This window comes from Roseivirga sp. (assembly GCF_965216855.1).
Classification (GTDB): Bacteria; Bacteroidota; Bacteroidia; order Cytophagales; family Cyclobacteriaceae; genus Roseivirga.
Genome location: NZ_OZ244204.1, coordinates 2,879,607 through 2,903,123, shown reverse-complemented (window position 1 = coordinate 2,903,123; position 23,517 = coordinate 2,879,607). Strand labels below are relative to the sequence as shown.

Genomic DNA, 23,517 nt, shown 5'->3' with positions numbered 1-23,517 from the left:
TTATGAAACGAATAGTACTCAGCATTTTTGCACTAGGCCTGATTTTTAACCTCAAAGCCCAAAACGAGCAACCTAAGCTGGTTGTAGGGATTGTGGTAGATCAAATGAAACAGGAATACCTCTGGAGATTCGAAAACGACTTTGGTGATGGAGGTTTCAAAAGATTGATGTATGACGGCTTTATGGCTAAGAATGCTCACTATAACTATTCCAACACCAGCACAGGACCTGGTCACGCTTCAGTTTACACCGGAACTACCCCGTCCATTCACGGTATAGTGAACAATAGCTGGTACAGCAAGAAGCTGAAAAGGGGTGTTTATTGCGCTGAAGACAAGTCAGTAATCGCAGTAGGTGGAAGTGCTGACAACGGGCTTATCTCACCAGTTAACCTTTACAGCTCTACCATTACGGATGAGTTGAAAATGTCTACCCAACAAAAGGGAAAAGTCATTGCCATGTCTATAAAAGACAGAGGCTCAGCCCTACCGGGTGGTCACTTATCTGATGGCTCTTACTGGTACGATTCCAAAACCGGAAACTTCATGACTTCTTCTTACTACATGGATGAACTTCCGGGTTGGGTGAAGTTTTTCAATGACAATAAATATGCAGATCAATACCTGAACGAAACCTGGAATCTGGTCAAGCCGGTATCAGCCTATACTGAGAGTGGAGAAGATAACTCTCCCTATGAAGGAGGCTTCAGAGGTAAAGACACTCCTACTTTTCCATATAATCTGAAAGAGCTAAGAAGCAGCAATGGCAATTTCAGTATGCTGCCAAGTACCCCATGGGGAAATACCATTCTGACCGAACTGGCATTGACTGCGCTAAATGTTGAAGATCTTGGTAGCGATGACATTCCTGACTTCCTGGCTATTAGCTATTCTTCTACGGACTATGTAGGACATAACTTCGGACCACAGTCTAAAGAAGTACAAGATATGTACATCAGACTGGACATGGAAATCGAGAGACTGTTGAATGAGCTGGATGAAAAAGTAGGCAAAGGCAATTATGTGGTTTTCCTTTCTGCAGATCATGCCGTAGCAGAAAATTCAAAGAGAATGAACGAGTCAGGCTTTAAGTATGACAACCTGAATTCACGAGGCTTTAGCAATTATATAAAAGAAGAGCTTACTAAAGAATATGGTGAAGGTGAACTGATCGAAAACTTTGGTTTAGACCTTTTCTTCGATCATGCTCAGTTGAAAGCTAAAGGCATTGACTTATATGAGATACAATTATTCGTGGCACAAAAAGCCATGCAATACCCTGGCATTTATATGGCCATTCCAGGTATCGACTTAACCAGGAACTCTTACAATCAACATATTCAGCAGCTAATGCAAAATGCTTATCACCCAAAAGAAAGTGGTGATGTCAAAATGGTACTGGAGCCAGGCTGGCAAGGAGGCGGTTCCAGAGGAACAGGCCATGGTAATCCCTGGACCTATGACACACATATTCCGGTGTTGTTTTATGGTTGGGGAATTCAGTCAGGTAATTCGGTGAGAGAAATACATATTACGGACATTGCACCCACCATTAGCATGTTGCTGAATATGCGTCTGCCAAGTGGTGCTACAGGACAACCTGTTTATGAGGCTATCAAGTAAGAGGAAATTATCAATCCGGTGATTCTTTCAGAAACAGTATTTTTTTAGCCTCGCTATTTTTACATAAGAATTCAAAGCTTATATTTGCCCTCCGTTTGAAGAGTTAGAGGGAAGTGAGCTTCTTCGCTAAAGCTTCGAAGCTCGAAGGGGGTTTAGCTCAGCTGGCTAGAGCGCTACACTGGCAGTGTAGAGGTCACCGGTTCGAATCCGGTATCCTCCACAATATCAAAAGCCTTGCAGAAATGCAGGGCTTTTTTGTTAAAGATTCGATTTACCCCAAGTACTTATCCAGATAGGTGACAAAATTCCTATCCAAGAAAAGGGGTCCTGAACTGAGAACTATCAAAAGTTGGGTAACTTATAGCTGAGTAAATTTGTGGTCTCCCTCTCCTCATCCAAAGCTATTAGAATCTCATCCGATTGATCAACTGTAATAACCCTGGTATTCTTTTCCAGATTTAACAGAGCAAGAAAATTTCCATCCCAATCCAAAACATAAACGCTACTTCCAAGCAATGCATCATCACCATTTTTCTCAAAGGAGCGCCCACTATAGAGAAGATAGATGAAATTATTAGTCACTTCTAAATCTATAAATCCCATCTCATTTTTATCGGACACAGTAATTCCAACCAACTCGGCATCACCCGAAGCAAGCTTTCCCGAATTATCAAAAACCTTAGGCTCACGTACATGTATTTTCGACAGAGAAGTGAGGCCCTCGGAATACTCCATTAAATCGATGTTTGGACCATATATTGAAGCAAATACAATTCTATTGTCCTCTGGTCTTTTCTTCATTAACCCTTGATGAACCATATTCCATAATTTCTCAGGTAAGGCTGTTTCTTTCTCAAAAGGGTAATCGATGGCTGATTCAATATGATTGCCAAATTGATCAACTACATCAAATCTATTCCCAAAGTCAATCACATATCCTGAATCAACATGAGCAAAATTGGATGGATTATATCCCAGCTCTCCTACTTTATTTAGTTTAACATCACCGTTTCTAAGCGATTTTAAATCCACCGAGTAAATTACTCCACCGGCATTTGGAACGATTATTTCTAACAAATCAGCTTCCTTATTATTGAGATTTGCATTGGAATAATCAGGTAACTCTTCGGGTCCCTGGCCTTGCACTCCAAACTCCACGAACTTCTCTGCTGTGCGAGTATTATAGACGGAATAATAGAATGGACCCGGGAAGATTTTATTAACAATCAATAATGAGTCTTTCAACACCAGGTCACGAATGGGGGACAGCTCGTTTCTTAAGAAATCCCAACTATTGTCAGATGAAAGATTGAATACTTTAGGCACCACAATATCGCTCTGATCAAAGAGAACATTCTCTTCCTTACATCCCAGGAGCAGTAGTACAATAAAAATACATGTCTTTTTCATAATATAGCCCCCGCCTAAGGTGACGGGGGTGTGAAGTTTGAATTGAGTTTATTCAATGATCTCTTCTTCCTTCTTGATCTCAGTACCTGGTACTTTAATCTCAGTACTGCCGTATTTAATAATATGGCAAGTTGAAATTGATACTTTACATTCGGTCGTTCCAGGACCTTCCTCCTCTTGTGCAAGTATTATTGAGCCGAAAAGCAACAAAGCACTAAAGGATAAAATAAGTGTTTTAACTTTTTTCATTCTTTAATAATTAAAATTGAACATGATATAGATGGATCACTATCTAAGTAGACCAGACAGCAATCACTTGTGTTTATTGTTCGTGAGCCTGATGGCAGGATGAACTTCCCTTACTTTTCCAGAAAAGAATTACGGGTTGAAAATTCAAAATTATTTAATGAAAATCAATAAATAACATAAATAATATTTTCAAATTCAAAATACTGCATTTATCAACACATTAAAGTAATCCATTAGAATACTTCCATTATATATCCTATTCAATATTAGTTAAAATCATATATTAAAATCACATGCGGTTTTGAAAATACCCTTAAAAGAATCGATCGAATACCTCTAGTTCCAAAGAAGTTTAACTGCCTAAATATTAGCTCATATTTTATTTCAACAAAGTTTCAAAACACCCTTCTGGCCCTTCTGAATCTTTCCCTGTAATAATTAGAGTAGAGGTTACTCTCAGTTACACCCAGTGAGGTAGAGGCATGAATAAAACGAACATCATTTTTACCTCTTACCGCAGTGACTATACCGGCATGATTGATCTCTCTGCGCTTCTTACCTGTGGCGAAGAACACCATATCACCTACCTGCAGGTCTTTAATATTTACTCTTTTCCCTTTCTTGGCTTGTTGTTCAGAAGTACGGGGCAAATTCACCTTAACGCTGTTAAATGAATGAAAAAGCAGTGCCGAGCAGTCGATTCCTACTCGCGTGGTACCACCGTATTTATAAGGAGTTCCGGTATATGACCTGGCCGTTTGAACGACCAGATTCACTTTTTTGGCCCGGGAAAGGTGACCACTACAGCCGGAAAGAATAATGAATAGCAATGACAAGGCAAGGGCCTTGCTGAAAGTTCGATTTCTCATGAGTAGTTTGGTGTCGGTTATCAAATTTAAAAATTTTCATTTTAATCTGCCTTTTCTCAAGAGCTCAATCACCGATTCCTTATCTTTCCTCCCTATGAAAACCATCGTGTTTTGTGCATTCTCGCTTTGGCTGCTTTGGGCACCAGTAGATCTCCATGCTCAGCGCAAATGGAAAGCAGAGTATTATCAGGAGCTCAACGATGATAATTTTCGCGACTTCAAACTGTTCAAAAAGACGATTGATCTGAACAAAATAGATTACCCCTTGCTAAACGCAGCTATCTTCTTTGTGACCAATGAAGCTCGTTTGGAACAAGGATTAACCTTGCTTGAGTATCAGCCTAATTTAGAGATCATGGCCTATAATCACTCTGTATCTATGGCCAAAGATGATTTTTTCGACCATGAGAACTCAAAAGACCGTAAAAGAAAAACACCAACTCAACGGGCTAAATTAGCCGGCATAAAGAATCCGCACATTGGAGAAAATATTCATGCCGCAGGTGGAAGACAGTTTGGTACCTATATCGAATTAGCCGATTATGTCGTTCAAAGTTGGATAGACTCTCCGCCACACCGAGTAACCATGTACTCGCCCGATGCTGTCCAGTTAGGGTGCGGCATTTACTTTTATGATGGTAAATGGCAGAATTATAAGGATGTCTATAAACAAGGGAACGGTTTTTGGATAGCAACTCAAAACTTTCAGTTGTTCACAAAAGTTGAGAGTGGACCGTCAAAGGATAAAGGACCTAAAGAATGATGAAAAAAGTGATTTTGATTGGGCTGTTGATCATGAGTACAGTGGCCCTGCGTGCGCAAGGATTGAGTTCAAAAGATGATGCTGCCATTGACAATAAGGTAGAGCAGTTTCTCAAGCTAATAGAACAAAAAAATTATACCAAGGTACTCGACTTTATGTACCCACCCATTTTCGAGCATACTTCAAGAAAAGACATGTTTCAGGTTTTCAATATGCTGGAGCAATCGGGCATTGAACTGAAGTTTAAAAACATGGAAGTATTGAGTAAGCAGTCGCTTAAAAGTGTAAATGACACCAAGTATGCACTAATCAAATACAACCTGGAAATGGAGCTGCCTTTGAATACCGATGACCTGAAAGGCATTGCCCCTCTGCTGGTTCCTGTACTTCAAGGTAATTTTGGTAAAGAGAATGTGGTTTATAACAAAGCAGAGAATTACATCAATGTAAAGGGCCAGAAATTCCTGATGGGGGTTATGGATCCTGACTACAGCGATTGGCTGTTTCTCATCTACGACAGTAGTTTCAAATCTGCCATAGAGAAAACCATTCCGGCAGCTGTCAATCAGCAGGCTGCTTCTTCAGCTTATTAATTCTAATTCATTGAGATAACTCTCCATGAAGATGGGAGGCATCATAAAAAAAGACCATCCGTCCGATGGTCTTTAGCCAAACTCTATCTCAGTATGAGAATGAGTGAATTAAACTTTGGCAGTGTGCATTTTAGCCTCTGCCAATTTTTTTGCTCTAAGTTGAAGGTCTGCTTCCTCCACTGGTACTAATATCTCCTGAAGAATCTGCATCATGCCTTCATCATGCGGACGACTCTTCAGTGTCTTGAGGTCATAATGCACGAACTTTGACCATAGCACCGCCTTAATATGACTTTCCTCTTTATCTAACATCACCATTTCGGCCTGTACGTAACGCTCTGTGAAGTCAATCAGACGACTCTGGATTTTAACTTCTTCCATTACTAAGGCTGGCTTCATATAAACTATTTCAGAGTGACCTACTACCCAGGACCTCCCTTCATGACGGGCCATCCTGAATATGTCGAGATCATATTCCTGAATCAGGTGATCCTCCCTGGCATTGATCATATAATCCAGGTATTTCGAGTTATTCAGGTGACCAAACGGATCGCAGTCCTGAAATCTAATTGTTGCTTTGGTAATCGGTTGTTGATTGTACTTCATTGCTCTTGATTTTACAGACCAGTCGGTCTAGACCTTTCTAAATTTTTTTAAGATTCGATAATCAGTTTTAATAGTTTCTTTTGGGAAGTCAGGTAATTCACGTCCTTATGAGCTTTGCTTAAAACAAAGCCTCCTTCGATGAGTGCATAAATCTGTTCTGCCTTTTCTTCGCTCTTCGATATGCCCCTTCTGTCCAGGTAACCGGCCAGATCATTCTGCCAGCCTTTAAACACTTTTGCACATGCCTTCCTGATATCTTCATCAATAGCCGAAGAAGCCATCGCTACGGCCGCAATAGGGCATGCATCCTCAAAATTCGACTCTTCCAGCTCCTTTACCATCACATCTATCATGGCAGAAAGCCCCTCATCCACCGACTTTCCTCGTAAGGCATCTCCATACTTTCTCATCTGGATTTCTCCACCAAAGTAAACCGCTTCACGCACCAGTTCATCCTTCCCTTTAGGAAAGTGATGATACAAACTACCCTTAGGCACTCCTACAGTTTTTAGTATTTCATTAATACCTGTACCATAGTAACCTTTCTTTCGAATGAGATCAGATGTAATACGAATAAGCTTATCGCGAGTAGTCACGATTCAAAGATATAAAAATAGACCAAAAGGTCTAGTGTTTAGTTTATTTTGTTTCCATCATTCCGTCTGGTATTGGATTGGGCAGGCTGCAAAGAACAGACGAATTGCTTTCTCGCAATGAAGGACCCTTGAACTGGCAATAAAAAAACCCTGACCAGCTTTCGCTGTCAGGGTTCTAATTTATGATTAATCGAGTATCTGGGTTATTTCACCTCTTCATACTCTACATCTGATACATCACCAGATCCACCTTCAGATCCTGAAGCATCACCTGCATTGGCATCAGCACCTGGCTGAGCTCCTGCAGCATCACCTTGAGAGGCAGCATACATTTCCTGAGCTGCACCTTCCCAGGCTTTGTTCAATGCTTCAACAGCCGGGTCGATTGCATCGAGGTCTTGCTTCTGGTGTACTTCTTTCAGGTGAGCAAGTGCTTCTTCGATTGGCTTCTTGTTACCTTCAGAAAGCTTATCACCATAATCTTTCAGTTGTTTCTCTGTCTGGAAGATTAAAGAATCAGCAGTGTTCAGTTTTTCAACTTTCTCTTTTTCTTTCTTATCAGCTTCAGCATTAGCCTCTGCTTCCTGCTTCATCTTTTGGATTTCCTCATCAGTCAAACCTGAAGAAGCTTCAATTCTGATTTTCTGCTCTTTACCAGTTCCTTTGTCTTTAGCAGACACGTTCATGATACCGTTAGCGTCAATATCGAATGTCACTTCAATTTGAGGCACTCCTCTTGGTGCTGGTGGAATATCACTCAGGTGGAACCTACCAATAGTTCTGTTATCCTTCGCCATTGGTCTCTCACCTTGAAGCACATGGATTTCAACTGAAGGCTGGTTATCAGCCGCTGTTGAGAATACCTCAGACTTCTTAGCAGGAATGGTTGTGTTAGCCTCGATCAGCTTAGTGAACACACCACCCATGGTTTCAATACCGAGTGAAAGTGGAGTTACATCAAGCAACAACACGTCTTTAACTTCACCAGTCAATACACCACCCTGGATTGCCGCACCAATCGCAACAACCTCATCAGGATTCACTCCCTTAGAAGGCTTCTTACCGAAGAACTTCTCTACTTCTTCCTGAATTTTAGGAATTCGAGTTGAACCACCTACCAGGATTACTTCATCAATATCTGAAGTGCTGTAGCCAGCATCTTCCAAAGCTTTCTTAACTGGAGCCATTGATCTCTTCACCAGATTATCTGCCAGTGATTCAAACTTGGCTCTTGAAAGTGTTCTTACTAAGTGTTTTGGCACACCATCAACCGGCATGATATATGGCAGGTTGATTTCAGTAGAAGTTGAAGAAGAAAGCTCAATCTTCGCTTTTTCTGCAGCTTCTTTCAAACGCTGAAGGGCCATTGGATCTTTTCTCAGATCAATACCTTCGTCTTTGTTGAACTCGTCAGCTAACCAGTCGATGATTACCTGGTCGAAGTCATCACCACCCAGGTGTACATCACCATTGGTAGATTTCACTTCGAAAACACCATCACCCAACTCAAGGATTGAGATATCGAAAGTACCTCCACCTAAGTCATAAACTGCGATTTTCTGATCCTGATCTTTTTTATCGAGACCATATGCCAAAGAGGCAGCAGTTGGCTCGTTGATAATTCTTTTCACTTCAAGACCGGCAATCTGACCTGCTTCTTTAGTGGCCTGACGCTCAGCATCGTTAAAGTAGGCCGGAACAGTAATTACTGCTTCGGTTACTTCTGTACCCAAATAATCTTCAGCAGTTGACTTCATTTTCTGAAGTATCATTGCTGAAAGCTCCTGAGGAGTATAATTTCTGTCACCGATCTTTACTCTTACGGTGTCATTATTTCCTTTTTCTACATTGTATGAAATACCTCTCAGCTCTTCCGAAACATTCGAGAATTTCTTACCCATAAATCTCTTCACAGAGCTTATAGTGTTGATTGGGTTGGTGATGGCCTGACGCTTGGCAGGATCACCTACTTTTCTCTCTCCATTACCATTATCCAAGAATGCCACAATTGAAGGAGTGGTTCTTCGGCCTTCACTGTTAGGGATCACAACAGGCTCATTACCTTCCATCACTGCGACACATGAATTGGTAGTACCTAAGTCTATTCCAATAATTTTTCCCATGATCTATCTGTAAATATTTTTCTGATTCTAAACTGTCTCCCTTTGAACAAGGGTTATGCCAATCGGATTTTTATGACATATGGTGACACATTGACAGAAACGCGCCAAAATGAAAAGTCATTTGCCTGACATTACTTACTTTTGAAGGTTAGATGATGAGACTCACTTACTATTTATTCCTGAAACCCATCTCCCTGCTACCCTGGCCATTACTTTATGGTTTCTCTTCCTTTTGCTATTGGCTGGTTTATAAGATCTTCAGGTACCGATCGAAAATAGTGACAGGTAACCTGACCCGGTCATTTCCCGACAAGAGTCATTCTGAAATCAAAAGACTTAGAGATCAGTTCTACAGACATTTTTTCGATGTGACACTGGAGTCTATTAAAACTTTTAGCATCAGTCGAAAAGATATGTTCGAACGATTCAAGGTCAGAAATCCTGAAGTAGTCGACCAATTCCTTAAAGAAGGCCGAAGTGTAATTTTAGCCGGAGGCCACTATAACAACTGGGAGTATCTGGCACTGGCTATTGACCCCTATCTGGAGATGCAGACAGCGGGTATTTACCACCAGTTCAAGAATAAATTCTTCCAGGAAAAGATGCTTCAACTGAGGGGTCGCTTCGGAATGAAACTGATTTCACGGTCAGAAGTAAGAGAGGGCTGTCTTGATAACTCTGATGAACAACTGGCCTTGTTCTTCGCGAATGACCAATCCCCTACCATAGCCAAGAAAGTGTACTGGACTACCTTTCTGAATCAGGAGACCGCTGTGGCTTTTGGTATAGAGAAATATGCCAAACAGTTAGATGCTCCGGTTGTCTACTTTGAAATCGAAAAAGTAAAACGAGGCTTTTATGAAACCAGCTTCCGCCTGCTCAATGATAACCCTCTGGAAGCAGCTCACGGTGAATTAACCGAATTGCATACTCAGGCACTCGAGGCTACCATCCTTAAAAACCCTGTTTACTGGCTATGGACCCATAAACGCTGGAAAAGAAAGCGTAAAGAGGGGGAATAAAGCTACCAGACAATTAAGCCTGTAGTTTAGTTTTCAATAGTTTCCAGTACTTCTGACTTACATTGAGAGAATGTCCATTATTCAGGGATAGAACGGCTCCGTAAGTGCTTTTTTCAACCTGACTGATTTGATCGGTCCTTACAATAAACGAACGATGGATTCTGACAAACTCAGCCGGAAGCTCTTGTTCTATAGTCTTCATAGGCTTTCGAATCAGGTGAATCCTCTTGTCTGTGTAAAGCTTACAGTAATAATCAAAAGCTTCGACCCAGATAATATCTGCAAAGGGCACAAAATGAATTCGGCCCTGCTCTTTGATTAAAAACCGGTCTTTCTCCGTCTGAAGAGGCTTACCCTGATCTTCATCTCCCAATTGTTGTTGATGGTAATTAAGGAGCCGTTTAATGGCAGCCTGATCGTTTTGAAGCGAGCGTGATAAAATACTGGCCCTTACCTTTGCCAGGGCTTCTTTCAGCCTTTCCTCAGCATATGGTTTCAGTAAATAATCAATAGCATTGATCTCAAAAGCCTTCAGTGCGAATTCATCATAGGCTGAGATGAAGATCACTCCGGGCATCCATTGCTCTTCAATACTACTGAGCACCTCAAACCCCGTTGCTCCTGGCATTTGAATATCAAGCAGAATCAAATCGGGTCTGAGCTCATTGATCATTTCAATAGCTTCTATACCGTTTTTGGCCAGCGCTACTACCTCAAAGTCAGGCTCATTCGCCATCAGTTGATTGAGACCTTCTCTGGCTACTGATTGATCTTCTGCTATAATGGTTCTAATCTTCATGCTTCCGCAGGTATTTCAATCTTCACTCTTACCTGATTCTTTGCTGCATTGGCAATCTCGAACTGATGGTCATTGGGAAAGAGGTTCCTCAATTGGGAAACAACATTATTCAGACCTATACCCTTGCTATCAGTCCATTCCCAGTTTTCGGGTAATTCTGACCCGGAGTTAATCACTTCAACCACAAATCGGTCCGCCTCTCTCCTTGCCTTTATTTCAATTCTAGCCTTTGACAGGCTATTGGAAATACCATGCTTAAAGGCATTTTCGATGATTGGCTGAAGCATGAACTGTGGAAACTTCAGGCCCCTTACCTCATCAGGAACATCTATTCGAATTTCTAGCTGATCGCTATAAAGCTTCTCTTCCAACTCCAGGTACTTTCTACAGAATTCCATCTCTTCTGAAAAAGGAATAAGCCTTCTTTGGTCGCCTTTGAGGGTTGTTCTCAATAAATCGGATAAATCAGTAATAATTTCAACTGCCTGGTCATTCTTCTGTGCTCTTACTGACATGCTAATGGCATTGAGCGTATTGAATAAAAAATGTGGCCTCAATTGATAGATCAATGACTCCAATTTAGTCTGATGCAAGCTATTAGAAAGTTCCAAGTTGATAATCCTCTCCTCTCGATAACGCTGAAAGTAATCAAAGGCAAATAAGGCTACTATGAATAACCAATAGCTGATACTTGTTCCCAGAAGCGCAATTAAGACTACCAACCAACTGACCTGAGCACGCAGCAAAAGAAAGAAATTTGGTCCACTGCTAATATTCATCCATTCGCCTGCCAATGCCTGTAAAACAGCATGCAAGAGGCCTGCTGCAATCAACCCTATTGCCAGCTTAAATACTGCCCAATGCTTGATACGGAAGAAGACGAACATGATTCCGAAACCCAAAACCCATAGGATTAAATATTTCGGAATCGAGTTGCGAAGAATGTAATCCCAATACTGCTCCAGGACAGTAGCGTCCCATTGAGGCACCTGCCTGCTCTGAGAAACCTTTAAGGTAATGCCCGGGAAAAAGCCTACAGCTTCCAGCACTCCTACAAAAAGCCAATAGGAGGTGTTTAATAACAAGTAGACTTTAAAGGACTTATTCACTTCTTAATACATTGGCAGGGTTGGCTGAACTGGTTTTCCTGATTACAAAGAGTATTAAGATAGCAGCTGTAGCCGTAACAATCAGTCCGATAGACAAATAAATAGCCGGACTCTGGATAGTCCTGACATTAAAGTTAGCCAGCCAGCCTTCCAGATAGATAAAGGCTAAGGGCCAGAAAATAACGGCTGAAATAAACAGAAGCTTTCCGGTTTCCTTTAGAAACAGAAGCATCACACTCAACATATTGGCACCGAGTACTCTACGTAAGCTGATTTCTTTCACCCTTCTGTTCAGATTCAGGTTACAAAGACCTATCAAACCAATGAAAGAAGTAATCATGGCAAAGAATGAGGCATAGCTTACAACCGACTTAAAATTAGACTCTGATACATATTGTCGATTCAAGTCATCTTCAAAAAAATGAAATTCATAGCTCGGCTGTTTCATATTTAACTGTTCCCAGGTGTCCTTTAAATGGCCTAATGCCTGAGCCGTATTTCTACCATCAATTCTAGTCAGTATGGCTGTATTAGGGGAACCAGGTCTTAAGTTCAGAATCAACGGACTGACAGCTGTTCGCAATGACTTAAACCTGAAATCCTCCACCACACCTATCACCAGTGGAGAAACGGAGCCCAGATTAACCGTCTTACCTACGGGGTCTTCCAACTCCATCACTTCCACAAAAGCCTGATTGACTATAATGGCCTCAGCGTCTGCCGGACTTTCGCGTGAAAAGTTGCGCCCTTCGGCCAGGCTAATGCCCATCATCGGAATGAAGTCATAACCCACTTTGACTGACGGAATAAACAGACTTTCATCGTTAATGGTAACTGACCAAAGTGTTTCATCTTCATTTTCAATCAAGCCTCCACGAGTACCACTCATGCCCAGTACTGAAGGGTCCTTCATGGCCTCTTCCATAAACCTTCTGACCTCAGCATCGGAAGGTGAAAGACTATAATCGAAAGTCTGATAAATCAGGTGCTCCTTATCGAATCCCAAATCGTAGTTGGCCATATGCCTGAGCTGTGACTGCATTATCAAAGCAATGATGACCAACAGCATGGAGATACCAAACTGAAAAACAGTCATACTATTAGGTAGCCATTTATGTTGAATGCTGGCTTTGCCCTTCAATGAAGTCAGCACCTTTTGAGACGCTATTACATAAGCCGGGTACATACCTGACAACAGACTTGTGACGATTCCAATCAAGAGAATAGCCAATAGTGTCTCAGGGGCTTGAAAAAAATTGAGTGAAAGCTGTTTGTCAAGCAGACTATTGAACTGTGGCAGGTAGAGATAAGCCATCAGCATGCCCAATAATAAACTGATACCCACCGTGGCTGAACTCTCAAAAAGGAACTGCTTTCTCAGGCTGAATTGACTTGAGCCCAACACTTTTCTAACGCCTATTTCCTTACTTCTAACCACAGAAAGTCCCAGTGAAAGGTTAGCGAAATTCATGGCCGCTACCAGAAGAATGAGAACAGCGATTGAGGAAAGAATATAGAGATAGTTGAGATTCCCTCTTTCCTTTAGAAAACGGACATCTGGGTTATTCTTGAAATGTACATCCGTTAGCCTCATAATGGGTAGTCTTTCAGGCTGACTCTTGCTATTCAGTCGTTGCGACAGTCCATTGAGATCGGCAATCTCATTCAATCCATTGACCAGGACCTCCCTGTCCGTATTTTCTATTGACTTAAAAAAGGTAACTACATTGCTCTTAAAGGGCGTCCAGCTATTCATGATTGACTCGCCCATAAATTGAGGCGCATTAAGGTCTGAGATCAACAGATCGAATTCTATGCTTGAATTCTCTGGAACATCCTGAGCTACTGCCCCAATTCGGAAAACCTTCTTTTCCTGATTGACATGAACAGTAATTGATTCATTAACTACTTCACTACCGCCAAAGACCTCTCTGGCCAGGCTTTCGCTAATAATGACCGTATTAGGGTCTGAAAGAGCTTGTTGACCATCTCCCTGAGTCATCTTGAAATTGAACATTTGTAGAAACCCGCGGTCAGCTAAATGGACTGGAGTTGTGTAAGTATCAGCTCCCCTGCTCAACTCCATCCCTCCGATGTAAATCAAATGAGAGGCCTTCTGCACTACAGGCATATTTTCCAGCATACTCTCCGCCAGCAGGAAAGGGGTGCCTTCTGACTCCATACCGCCTCTAAAACCGATATATGTAGCCACCCGGTAGATATCTTCGGGGTCATCATGGAATCGGTCGTACCCCAATTCACTCTTTACAAAAAGAAAGACCAGTATACCGAACATGAGGGCCAGAGAAAGCCCCGCAACCTTGATTAGAAAATAGGAGAATCTCTTTCTGACAGAGCGGAAAAATACTTTAAGCAACATGACACTTTAATTTTATCTGGCTTAAAGTAGCGCATTGCTTTCCCGGTCTAAAGCTATTTGCAGGGAGCACCCTATTCTATGCAGCGAAACACATGCACACCTTAAAGTTCACTTTCCTTTCTCCTGAATTAAGGTGATGGGTAGTTACCTGAATTCGCTACTGAAAAACAATGGTCTCAGTAACAACCTTGAGGTATTTATAAATACAGTAAGTTCTGTATAAACACTGGAAATAATTACTTTTGCACCTCAATTTCAATGAGATGAGTATAGCGCAGGAGATAGAGAAACGGAGAACCTTCGGAATCATTAGTCACCCGGATGCTGGTAAAACCACACTGACAGAAAAGCTTTTGCTCTTTGGTGGTGCCATTCAAAAAGCCGGAGCAGTGAAGTCGAATAAAATCGATATGCATGCCCGTTCCGACTGGATGGAAATTGAAAAGCAAAGGGGTATTTCCGTAGCAACTTCAGTTATGGCCTTCGAATACGAAGGTTCAAAAATCAACCTGCTCGATACACCTGGTCACCAGGACTTTGCCGAAGATACCTATCGCACCCTCACCGCGGTAGACTCAGTCATTATGGTAGTTGACTGCGTGAAAGGTGTGGAGATACAAACTGAGAAACTGATGGAGGTTTGTAGAATGCGAAGTACTCCGGTAATCTCATTCATTAACAAGCTGGACCGTGAAGGGAAAGACCCTTATGATCTACTGGATGAAATTGAGAACAAGCTGAACATTGATGTCCATCCTTTGAGCTGGCCTATTGGAATGGGAAAAACCTTCCAGGGAGTTTACAGTCTCTATGATAAGAGTCTCAGGCTCTTCAAGGGAGGTCAGCAATTGCATGAGGAAGCCACACGCTTCTCTGACATCAATTCACCTGAACTAGAGAAAATCATTGGTGAGCGCTATGCTGCCCAGTTACGTGAGGATGTTGAAATGATTCAGGACCTTTATGGTGACCTTCCGGTTGAAGATTACCTGACCGGCAAGGTAGCTCCTGTTTTCTTTGGCTCGGCTATCAATAACTTTGGCGTGAAAGAGCTATTGGATACCTTCCTTAAGATATCACCCAATCCGAAACCAAGAAAGCTTGATGAAGTAGCCATTGAACCTACTCATAAGGAGTTTTCTGGCTTCATCTTTAAAATACACGCCAACATGGACCCCAAACACCGAAACAGAATCGCCTTTCTGCGCATCTGTTCAGGTAAGTTTGAAAGGGGCTCTAACTACTACCATACCCGACAGGATAAGAAATTCAGAATCTCTCAGGCCACAGCCTTCATGGCACAGGATAAGGAGACTATTGATGAGGCCTATCCGGGAGATATTATTGGTCTATATGACACTGGTAACTTCAAGATTGGCGATACCCTCACCGAAGGTATGAAGGGAGTTTATAGAGGTATTCCGGCCTTCTCTCCTGAGATTTTCCGTGAGGTAATCAATAAGGACGCTATGAAAACCAAGCAGTTGGAAAAAGGCTTAACCCAGTTGATGGATGAGGGTGTGGCCCAGCTATTCAACTTTGAACTAGGCTCCAGAAAAGCCGTGGGTGTTGTAGGTCAATTACAGTTTGAGGTAATTCAGTACCGACTGAAGCACGAATATGGAGCTTCCGTGGAGTTTGCCCCTATGCAACTCTACAAAGCTTGCTGGATCTCTGCTAAAGACCCTAAAAAACTGAATGAGTTCATCAGCTCCAAGCAAAGACATATTGCCAGAGATAAGGATGATAAGCTTGTGTTTATGGCTGAGTCTAAGGCCTGGTTGCAGATGGTTCAGGATAATTTTCCCGATATTGAGTTTCACTTTACTAGCGAATTCTAATGGAAAAGATAGTTCAACCTTTGTACGAAGACAATCACCTGTTGATTGTCAATAAGCCTGCTGGTTACCTGGTCCAAGGTGACAATACGGGTGACAAAACACTACTGGATTACTGCAAGGAATATATCGCTGAAAAGTATAAGAAGCCCGGAGCAGTATTCCTTCATCCTGTTCACCGACTCGACAGACCCGTGAGTGGAGTGCTGGTATTTGCCCGTACCTCAAAAGCACTGGAACGCATGAACAAAATCTTTGCTTCCAGAAAGGTGCAAAAAACCTATTGGGCCATAGTAAAGAAGAGACCAAGCCAGAGCAAAGGTAAACTGGTAAGCTGGCTGAAAAAAGACGGTCAGAAGAATACGGTGACGGCCTATGCCGAGCCGGTTGATGGTGCACAGAAAGCCGAAACCAACTTCAGGGTTATGGGTAAACTGAACAACCACTATCTGATAGAATTGGAGCCTTTGACCGGAAGACCTCATCAGCTGAGGGTTCATATGTCTGAGTTTGGCTGTCCGATTAGAGGTGACCTGAAATACGGCTTCCCCAAACCTAATCCTGACAAAAGCATTAATCTACATGCACGAAGACTCTTCTTTGAGCATCCGGTTAAGAAAGAACCCCTGATTGTACTGGCAGGATTACCAAACGATCAGTTCTGGGAGCAGTTCCTCACCCTGGATGATTTAAAGGTCAAAGACAAGTACATCGACAACATGTTCTCCTGATCGAAAGTCAATCGATTGCTTGGGTCTAAGGCCTTTCGGCTGGTACTGACAACTTCTTTTTACTTACTTCATAGGGAAACCTAACCCTATGCGTCAACCCCTGGTCAGTCCCGGAGCTTCAGAGCTCAGCTATGAGATTCGAGAAATCGTTATCAAGGCCGACCAATTGGCGGCAGTCGGACAGACCATCTATTGGGAGAATATTGGTGACCCCATCCAAAAACATTGGCATATACCTCAATGGATCAAGGACATCATTTCAGAAACCGTTCAGGATGATAAGAGCTATGGCTATGCACATAGCATGGGACAGTTGGAGACCCGTCAGTTTATAGCCAACCAGACCAATCAGTTAAAAGGAGCCAAAATCACCGCTCAGGATGTCCTCTTCTTTAATGGCCTGGGTGATGGCATTGCCACATTCTATCAATTCATTGAACCAACGGCCAGAATTATAGGTCCTTCACCTGCCTATTCAACACACAGCAGTGGAGAGGCTGCTCATGCCAACTCTGAGCCTCTTACTTATCAATTAGATCCTACTAATGGATGGGCTCCGGATATTGATGACCTCTATAATCAGGTACAATATAACCCGAGCATTGTGGGGATACTGATCATTAACCCAGATAATCCTACCGGCATGGTGTACACCAAAGAGATGCTCAGACAAATAGTGTCCATCGCCAGAAAATTCGATCTATTCATCCTGAGCGATGAGATTTACGGATCAATCACCTATAATGGGGCACGGCATTATCCACTGTCCGAAGTCATTGGTGATGTGCCGGGTATAGCCATGAAAGGGATGTCAAAAGATATGCCCTGGCCGGGTTCAAGATGCGGCTGGATGGAGTTTTATAATCGCGGTTCCGATGCCCATTTCGGAAGACTCTATCAAACTTTGGTAAGTGCTAAAATGCTGGAGGTTTGTTCCACCACCTTGCCACAAATGGCCTTACCTAAGATCTATGGAGACCCTCGATTCAAAGCCTACAATGAAGAGGTAAAAACTAAAATTGGCAAGCGTAGTGAGAAGATCACCGCCATACTAAAAGACATTCCTTATTTATACTTCAATCCAACCTATGGAGCCTTTTACAATACCATCATCTTCAAACCGGGAACATTGAATATGAACCAAAGTCTGCAGGTGGAAAATCCAAAAGCGGCTGAATTATTGTCAGGCTGGCTCAAAGAGCGAAACATGAAAGCCGACAAGCGATTTGTCTATCACTTATTGGCTGCGAAAGGGGTATGTGTTGTTCCAATCTCCTCTTTCTGCTCCGACCTGCTAGGTTTTAGAGTTACGCTGCTTGAAGAGGACGAGGACTTGTTGATAGAAACATTCACCAAAATCAAAGAGGCCGTTCTTGAGTATTGTAGTTGAGATTGCTCCGGTTTTGATTAATTTGAATGCTGTATCCACCCAGATAACACAATGAAAAAAACACTCCGTATTGCCAGTTTAGTTTTTCTAGGGTTTATTCTCCTGCTCTTCGTATTTTATCTGGTAAATAATGAAAAGTTACCTGAAGGCAAGGCAGGCCCAGAAGCTGATCGCCTGGCTAATCAAATGATGGCATCTCTGAATGTGGAAGCCTGGGAAAACACTCAATCGGTAAGCTGGACATTCAAAGGCATACACTCGTATGAATGGGACCGAAATGAAAATATTGTGGTGGTTCGCTGGGACGATCATGAAGTGATACTAGACCCCACCAATAAATCAGGCATCGTGCAAAATGGTGAAAACTATGGCTCCACTGAAATAGAGGGAATGATTGATACGGCCTGGGACTATTTTAACAATGATAGTTTCTGGCTTTGTGCCCCTTTCAAAGCCTTCGATCCGGGAACGGAAAGAAGTATTGTGCAGCTCAAGGATGGACGGCAGGGACTCAAAGTGACCTACACTTCAGGCGGTTCTACTCCCGGTGATTCCTATGTCTGGATTCTTGATGAAAACCATCGCCCGACATCCGTTAAAATGTGGGTTTCTATTCTACCTTTAGGCGGAATGGAGTTTACCTGGGAAAACTACCTAACCCTATCTTCAGGTGCTATGATTGCCCAGGATCACATCGCTTTTGGTGGGTTGAATATTGACATTACCGACATTGACTAATTCACCCAATGATTAAAAACACTTACAGAAAATGGAATGGAAAAATGAGGCCCAATTCTATCCTAATTATTCTTTTTGTTTTAAGTAGCAGCCTAAGTCAACCACTTCAATGTCAGGACTCAAAAGAAAGAGTAAATACTCATGTCCTGGAATTATTAGTAGGGAACGATCAACCAATCCCGGTTAACTTCAAAATTGGTCAAGTCATTGACAAAAGAGAAAACACCTCAGACACTCTTTCGATTTGGAAGCGGAATAACAGAAAAGAGGTTTTTTTGATTAATTGGAACCTCAGTGAATCGATCTTCAATTACTTAAGCCGGGCCTTCCAATCACTCCCTGATAGCCATACATATAATCTTGAGATTAATGCGATTACGATCTTTCCAAAACAGCTTTATAATGGCCTTGCCCAAATAATGATCTCATTTGTCGACCCAGAAAGTAATGAAACCGTCATGACTCTGGCTACTTGGGAAGACAGGGTGATAGTTAATGAACCTGGGGATGAGAGATATCTTTTAAATTCTGTCCTTTCAAAGGCTGCTGTTAGTTTTCATTTATTTCTAAATTCCAATGGATACAATTCATCTAACGAGACTATTGGTACCGGATTCTATTTGTCATCAAAAGACTACCTTAATGAAAGGCCAGCTTTCGATTTACCTGTTAATATTGAAGTCATTAAAAAAAGAAATAAAGAAACTCAGGCCTATACAATAAAGACTCAAGATGAGAACATCTACAATAGCAACCTGGGAGATTTGGTTTTTGCATATTCAGATGGAGAAAATCTTTACTACAGTTCAAGAAACTATCACAATACAACCTCATTCAGTAAAGCGGTGTTCTACGACAAGGACTACATCATCTTCTATCATGAAAAAACACCTGCGGATGCTAGCCTGGTAGCTGGTACTACTGCTGTTGGACTAATATTGGGAGTGCTAACCGGAGTTTACATTATTCCAATATTCAAAAACTATGAAGGTTTGGCCATTCATGACTTAAAAAACAATGTCGTTTTCCCTGGTTCTTTGGAAGAATTCAGAGTAAGAGTCAGAAAAAACCCGAAGTCGCCAAAAGCATTAAAAAGGATCAGTCCGGTTGAATTTAAAAGAGACCCAGTCTATTATTGGACAAATTTTCTCAAGCTCCAATAGGCTTAGAGTTATCTGTTATTGGCGCTTGTTTAAGTCTCATTAAGCTTCTGGCAAAGTAATTGCCAATGTCAGTGGAAACATTGACGATATGAAAAAGCAGATATTAATACTCGCCTTACTACTTGTTGTAGCTGTTGTTCAGGCTCAGGATTCCAAAAATTTTATAGATCAGAATTATATAGAGGTTACAGGAGTCGCCTACAAAGAAGTAGTTCCTGACGAGATATTCCTCACTGTTGAGATCAACGAGAAAGACAATAAGGGTAAAGAGTCATTAGAGAGGTTAGAAAGGGACATGTTAGCCAAACTGAAAAGCCTCGGCATCAACACCAAAGAAGACGTAATGCTTAATGACTTGACCAGTAATTTCAAATTTTACTTTCTGAAAAAAACCGACATTTTCTCTTCCAAAGAGTATACCGTAAAAGTTAATAATGCCGCTTTGGCAGGTAAGGTTATTTCAGGTTTGAGTGAAATCGGTATTTCCAACATTGGATTAAATAGGGTCGAATATTCAAAACTGGAAGAGCTCAAACTAGAAGTAAAAAGAATGGCCATTCTAAATGCCAAAGGAAAGGCAAATATGTTGGTAGAAGCACTTGATCAACAATTAGGCAAGGCCTTACATATTCAAGAATTTGACAACCCACGTGTCTATAGACCACAAATTATGGAGATGAAAGTCAGAGATGCAGAGTCGTGGAATCCATCTAATGCTGCAACTCCAGAATTCGAATTCGACAAAATCAGAATAGACGCCACCATTCAAGTGAAGTTTGCGATTGATTAAGTATACACAAGGCCGAAACCTTCAGTCATCATAAAACTCTAAATTATTATTTACTTTAAATAATATAATTAATTATTGATTTAGAATTGATTATCTGTAAATTCAATTCTAAATCAATTCTTATGAAGAGACTCAACCTCATACCTACAATGATTTTTTCGACCTTACTGATATGCCTGGCTGATCTTAATACCACTGCTAAGAATATTCCAGAGTTAAGAAGGTCTGAAAGAATAGTGATAACCAACGATAGTGGAGACCCCATTGGTACACTTTGTATATTCTGTGACCCGAAAGGGTTATGTGCTGTAATTGAATGCGTAGGTGGTCCAATCATCAGATTTTAACCTAGGCTCATGCAGACGAATCGCTTAGGACTGATTATGCTGATTACAACACTTGGTGTCTTCACCAATTCCAAGTCAGCACCAGATGCTAGAGAATATGTACTTCCTGTCAGATCAATAGAAAGGACAATACTAAATCCTGACGGCACGGTGAATGGATATAAATGCCTGATATGTGATCCAAAAGCCTGGTGTTTTGTAGTTAAATGCGGTTCCATCAAGCCTTACTAAGCTTTTCCGCCTTTTACATGAAGCCTGATATAAAGAAATTGATGATCCCGGTAGTAATTATTGGGATACTTGCCTCTTGTTCAGGAAGTAGGGAACCATCAGACACCATATTTGATCCCCATTACTCAATCACCATAGTCGACTCCATCAACCTTGAGCCTCAGGGAACCAACGTACTTCAATATGGTGCGACCGAACTTGACAGCCAGATTATATTCCATTATCACAATGGATTAGACCATATCTATTTTTTCAACCAGAAGGGAGAAAGCATCAACACCATTGAACTCCCCAATATTGCTGATCCTCATGGCGTCAATATGATCAGTGACTATTACTATCTCAACAAAGACACGACTTTCGTTTATGATTCAGAATTCAATAGAATCCTGATTGTCAATGATGAATCGTCCATCGTTGGTTTCTTGGATTTAATGGGAGAGACTTACCATATAGGCAGATCTGCAGCTGGTAAGATTATCTCGGTTGGTCTTGAGCAAAGTCACTATTTTGTTGATGTCAACTCGAACCTTGAAGACCACTTCCCCTCTTCGAAAGAGTATACCGAAAGTAATCAGATGGTTTTTAGGATCAACCTAAAAGACCTGAGTATATCGTCCGGGGTTAATTATCCACCTGGAAGCCCTTATCGCAAGTATCTCTTTTGGAATGCCCGAGATCCGGATGTGGAGAAATTTGAAAGTCAATATCTGGTCATTTATCCACTAGACCCTGACTTGTATATATATGATACCGCATTCAATCTTGTACAGGTAGTAAAGAGTAGCCCTACTCATTTTCCTGAAGCCATTGGAAATAAATTTGGAAGTTATCAGACACAAGACTGGGTAAGCATTAACGTAAAATTAAATGCCCTTGGGCTACGAACTAAGGGCATCTTCTTCTTTAATGAAGAAATTGTGTTCGCCCGAGTATACAGAGCTCCATTGGGAGATGATCCTTCTATACCGAATGATCTGTCAACATTTATATCACAGAACTATCAATACGATTATTACCTACAATTATTCAAGAGAGAGAACGGTCTATGGAAACAAATGACGCCAGATATTCTTCTACCCCCTGGCAAGATGTCCAACCTGATTCACATCGATAAACAAGGGTTTTTATACTTTGTGGGTAAAGATGATTCTCGGGAGAGAGAGTTCATTTATAAATGTAGTCTCGGGTCAAACTGACTACCGATACGGATGCCCGGCTAACCATGCTACAATGGACTGTCGAACGCCCTTTGTGATTGGTGTAACACGATGCATGATAAAGGAGGGGAAAATAACCACAGTCCCTTTCGTCCGGGGAGCATTGTAAAAGTTCTTATTGATCATAAACTGCAAATCACCCCCCTCATACTCATTGGGATCAGACAACTGAACGGAAATACTCAGTTTACGGTGCGATATCTCACCGGCCCCAAAGTCGAGGTGCCAATCAAAGAAGTCTCCTTCTCCATATTTGGCCAGCTGCAATTCATGATGAAAACCCAGCAGGTCGAATCCATACCTCTCCTGATTACTCTGAATACCCAATTGACCCAACTTTTGGTAAAGCCATACATTCTCCGGTGAGTCCAGAATAAAGGTAAGCCTGGTTTTTCTCAGAGTCTCATCTGTTTCTTTTCCTCCTCCACTCAAGGTCGCATCAACCTCTTCCTGAGGATTCCAAAGGTTCCTGATCCTGTCTACCTCTGTGGCATTGAAGAAGTTCTCATAACAAACATATTCTGCAAAATGAGGTCTTGTGGGTTGGTTAAATGGAAAAACAACTGGTCTCATGTGATGTCTAAGTATAAACTGTTGGGAAGCTATTATTTTTTTATGCAACAAAAAACCCTGACCGTTGTCGATCAGGGTTTTTCAATATCTATTTATTTAGACCTTAGTCTTCAATCACTGATTCAGCGAGTACTACTACTTTGTTGTTGAGTACTTCAACCACTCCTCCATCAATCATCACTACTTCATCTTTTCCTGAAGCTTTGATAATCATTTTTCCTCTTCCTAAAGAAGAAATCATAGGAGCGTGATTTCCGAGTACCTGAAACTCACCGTCACTACCAGGGAAGGTTACGGCAGAAGCCTCTCCTTCGAAAACCTTTTTGTCGGGTGTAACAACTTCTAATAGCATACT

24 protein-coding genes and 1 tRNA gene are annotated in these 23,517 nt (G+C 41.6%); 14 read left to right on the top strand and 11 right to left on the bottom strand.

The genetic code is table 11. The annotated features are described in order from the left end of the window. Nucleotides 1-2: 2 nt before the first annotated feature. Both pafA and ACOOEY_RS12870 read left to right on the top strand, forming a co-directional pair. Nucleotides 3-1,622, top strand: coding sequence for an alkaline phosphatase PafA (gene pafA, locus ACOOEY_RS12875; RefSeq protein ID WP_420385125.1), 1,620 nt, complete (start codon nucleotides 3-5; stop codon nucleotides 1,620-1,622). Nucleotides 1,623-1,768: 146 nt separating this feature from the next. Then, nucleotides 1,769-1,842: transfer RNA gene (locus ACOOEY_RS12870), tRNA-Ala, on the top strand. A gap of 122 nt (nucleotides 1,843-1,964) precedes the next feature. Here ACOOEY_RS12870 and ACOOEY_RS12865 read toward each other — a convergent pair. The 3 genes from ACOOEY_RS12865 to ACOOEY_RS12855 form a co-directional block, all read right to left on the bottom strand. After that, a complete protein-coding gene (locus ACOOEY_RS12865; RefSeq protein WP_420385124.1) occupies nucleotides 1,965-3,032 on the bottom strand; it encodes a BF3164 family lipoprotein in 1,068 nt (355 codons plus the stop codon). A gap of 48 nt (nucleotides 3,033-3,080) precedes the next feature. After that, nucleotides 3,081-3,281, bottom strand: coding sequence for a hypothetical protein (locus ACOOEY_RS12860; RefSeq protein ID WP_420385123.1), 201 nt, complete (start codon nucleotides 3,279-3,281; stop codon nucleotides 3,081-3,083). 395 nt (nucleotides 3,282-3,676) lie between these two features. Then, nucleotides 3,677-4,150, bottom strand: a complete 474-nt coding sequence (locus ACOOEY_RS12855; RefSeq protein ID WP_420385122.1) for a C40 family peptidase — start codon at nucleotides 4,148-4,150, stop codon at nucleotides 3,677-3,679. A 94-nt stretch (nucleotides 4,151-4,244) separates the two neighbouring features. On the opposite strand from ACOOEY_RS12855, the gene ACOOEY_RS12850 reads away from it, so the two are divergent. Both ACOOEY_RS12850 and ACOOEY_RS12845 read left to right on the top strand, forming a co-directional pair. Next, entirely contained in the window at nucleotides 4,245-4,913 is a 669-nt protein-coding gene (locus ACOOEY_RS12850) for a CAP domain-containing protein (RefSeq protein ID WP_420385121.1), read from the top strand. Next, nucleotides 4,910-5,506, top strand: coding sequence for a hypothetical protein (locus ACOOEY_RS12845; protein WP_420385120.1), 597 nt, complete (start codon nucleotides 4,910-4,912; stop codon nucleotides 5,504-5,506). Before ACOOEY_RS12850 ends, ACOOEY_RS12845 begins: the two co-directional genes overlap by 4 nt. A 108-nt stretch (nucleotides 5,507-5,614) precedes the next feature. Here ACOOEY_RS12845 and ACOOEY_RS12840 read toward each other — a convergent pair whose 3' ends face one another. The 3 genes from ACOOEY_RS12840 to dnaK form a co-directional block, all read right to left on the bottom strand. Next, nucleotides 5,615-6,112, bottom strand: coding sequence for an acyl-CoA thioesterase (locus ACOOEY_RS12840; RefSeq protein ID WP_420385119.1), 498 nt, complete (start codon nucleotides 6,110-6,112; stop codon nucleotides 5,615-5,617). A gap of 47 nt (nucleotides 6,113-6,159) precedes the next feature. Then, nucleotides 6,160-6,708, bottom strand: coding sequence for a TetR/AcrR family transcriptional regulator (locus tag ACOOEY_RS12835; RefSeq protein WP_420385118.1), 549 nt, complete (start codon nucleotides 6,706-6,708; stop codon nucleotides 6,160-6,162). Between the two features lie 203 nt (nucleotides 6,709-6,911). Continuing rightward, nucleotides 6,912-8,831, bottom strand: a complete 1,920-nt coding sequence (dnaK, locus tag ACOOEY_RS12830) for a molecular chaperone DnaK (RefSeq protein WP_420385117.1) — start codon at nucleotides 8,829-8,831, stop codon at nucleotides 6,912-6,914. Between the two features lie 152 nt (nucleotides 8,832-8,983). On the opposite strand from dnaK, the gene ACOOEY_RS12825 reads away from it, so the two are divergent. Next, nucleotides 8,984-9,853 (top strand): lysophospholipid acyltransferase family protein, encoded by an 870-nt coding sequence (locus ACOOEY_RS12825; protein WP_420385116.1) that lies wholly within the window; start codon nucleotides 8,984-8,986, stop codon nucleotides 9,851-9,853. Between the two features lie 13 nt (nucleotides 9,854-9,866). Here ACOOEY_RS12825 and ACOOEY_RS12820 read toward each other — a convergent pair whose 3' ends face one another. Genes ACOOEY_RS12820 through ACOOEY_RS12810 form a run of 3 tightly spaced genes read right to left on the bottom strand, consistent with a single transcriptional unit; the run spans nucleotide 9,867 to nucleotide 14,141 of the window. Beyond that, complete coding sequence (locus ACOOEY_RS12820) at nucleotides 9,867-10,652, bottom strand: LytR/AlgR family response regulator transcription factor (RefSeq protein WP_420385115.1); 786 nt, start codon at nucleotides 10,650-10,652, stop codon at nucleotides 9,867-9,869. Continuing rightward, nucleotides 10,649-11,761: a sensor histidine kinase gene (locus ACOOEY_RS12815; RefSeq protein WP_420385114.1), complete on the bottom strand. Its 1,113-nt coding sequence runs from the start codon at nucleotides 11,759-11,761 to the stop codon at nucleotides 10,649-10,651. Before ACOOEY_RS12815 ends, ACOOEY_RS12820 begins: the two co-directional genes overlap by 4 nt. Beyond that, nucleotides 11,754-14,141: an ABC transporter permease gene (locus ACOOEY_RS12810; RefSeq protein WP_420385113.1), complete on the bottom strand. Its 2,388-nt coding sequence runs from the start codon at nucleotides 14,139-14,141 to the stop codon at nucleotides 11,754-11,756. Before ACOOEY_RS12810 ends, ACOOEY_RS12815 begins: the two co-directional genes overlap by 8 nt. A 263-nt stretch (nucleotides 14,142-14,404) precedes the next feature. Here ACOOEY_RS12810 and ACOOEY_RS12805 point away from each other — a divergent pair, with 263 nt between their 5' ends. From ACOOEY_RS12805 to ACOOEY_RS12765, 9 genes are all read left to right on the top strand, one after another. After that, on the top strand, nucleotides 14,405-15,982 hold the full coding sequence (locus tag ACOOEY_RS12805; protein WP_420385112.1) for a peptide chain release factor 3: 1,578 nt from the start codon (nucleotides 14,405-14,407) through the stop codon (nucleotides 15,980-15,982). Beyond that, the gene (locus ACOOEY_RS12800) at nucleotides 15,982-16,710 is read left to right on the top strand and encodes an RluA family pseudouridine synthase (protein WP_420385111.1); all 729 of its coding nucleotides are present in this window, start codon (nucleotides 15,982-15,984) and stop codon (nucleotides 16,708-16,710) included. The genes ACOOEY_RS12805 and ACOOEY_RS12800 overlap by 1 nt, the downstream gene beginning before the upstream one ends. Before the next feature lie 88 nt (nucleotides 16,711-16,798). Beyond that, nucleotides 16,799-18,100 carry a pyridoxal phosphate-dependent aminotransferase gene (locus ACOOEY_RS12795; RefSeq protein WP_420385110.1) on the top strand — a complete coding sequence of 434 codons (1,302 nt, stop codon included), beginning with the start codon at nucleotides 16,799-16,801 and terminating at the stop codon, nucleotides 18,098-18,100. 51 nt (nucleotides 18,101-18,151) lie between these two features. After that, nucleotides 18,152-18,838 carry a hypothetical protein gene (locus tag ACOOEY_RS12790; protein ID WP_420385109.1) on the top strand — a complete coding sequence of 229 codons (687 nt, stop codon included), beginning with the start codon at nucleotides 18,152-18,154 and terminating at the stop codon, nucleotides 18,836-18,838. A 458-nt stretch (nucleotides 18,839-19,296) separates the two neighbouring features. Beyond that, nucleotides 19,297-20,001 carry a hypothetical protein gene (locus tag ACOOEY_RS12785; RefSeq protein ID WP_420385108.1) on the top strand — a complete coding sequence of 235 codons (705 nt, stop codon included), beginning with the start codon at nucleotides 19,297-19,299 and terminating at the stop codon, nucleotides 19,999-20,001. A gap of 88 nt (nucleotides 20,002-20,089) precedes the next feature. Beyond that, nucleotides 20,090-20,791 carry an SIMPL domain-containing protein gene (locus ACOOEY_RS12780; RefSeq protein ID WP_420385107.1) on the top strand — a complete coding sequence of 234 codons (702 nt, stop codon included), beginning with the start codon at nucleotides 20,090-20,092 and terminating at the stop codon, nucleotides 20,789-20,791. 122 nt (nucleotides 20,792-20,913) lie between these two features. Beyond that, a complete protein-coding gene (locus ACOOEY_RS12775; RefSeq protein WP_420385106.1) occupies nucleotides 20,914-21,138 on the top strand; it encodes a hypothetical protein in 225 nt (74 codons plus the stop codon). Between the two features lie 9 nt (nucleotides 21,139-21,147). After that, complete coding sequence (locus tag ACOOEY_RS12770; RefSeq protein WP_420385105.1) at nucleotides 21,148-21,369, top strand: hypothetical protein; 222 nt, start codon at nucleotides 21,148-21,150, stop codon at nucleotides 21,367-21,369. Between the two features lie 17 nt (nucleotides 21,370-21,386). Then, nucleotides 21,387-22,568 carry a hypothetical protein gene (locus ACOOEY_RS12765; protein ID WP_420385104.1) on the top strand — a complete coding sequence of 394 codons (1,182 nt, stop codon included), beginning with the start codon at nucleotides 21,387-21,389 and terminating at the stop codon, nucleotides 22,566-22,568. On the opposite strand, the gene ACOOEY_RS12760 is transcribed toward ACOOEY_RS12765, so the two are convergent. Then, complete coding sequence (locus tag ACOOEY_RS12760; RefSeq protein WP_420385103.1) at nucleotides 22,569-23,162, bottom strand: 2OG-Fe(II) oxygenase; 594 nt, start codon at nucleotides 23,160-23,162, stop codon at nucleotides 22,569-22,571. A gap of 103 nt (nucleotides 23,163-23,265) precedes the next feature. Next, complete coding sequence (gene atpC, locus ACOOEY_RS12755; RefSeq protein WP_420385102.1) at nucleotides 23,266-23,514, bottom strand: ATP synthase F1 subunit epsilon; 249 nt, start codon at nucleotides 23,512-23,514, stop codon at nucleotides 23,266-23,268. Nucleotides 23,515-23,517: the final 3 nt, after the last annotated feature.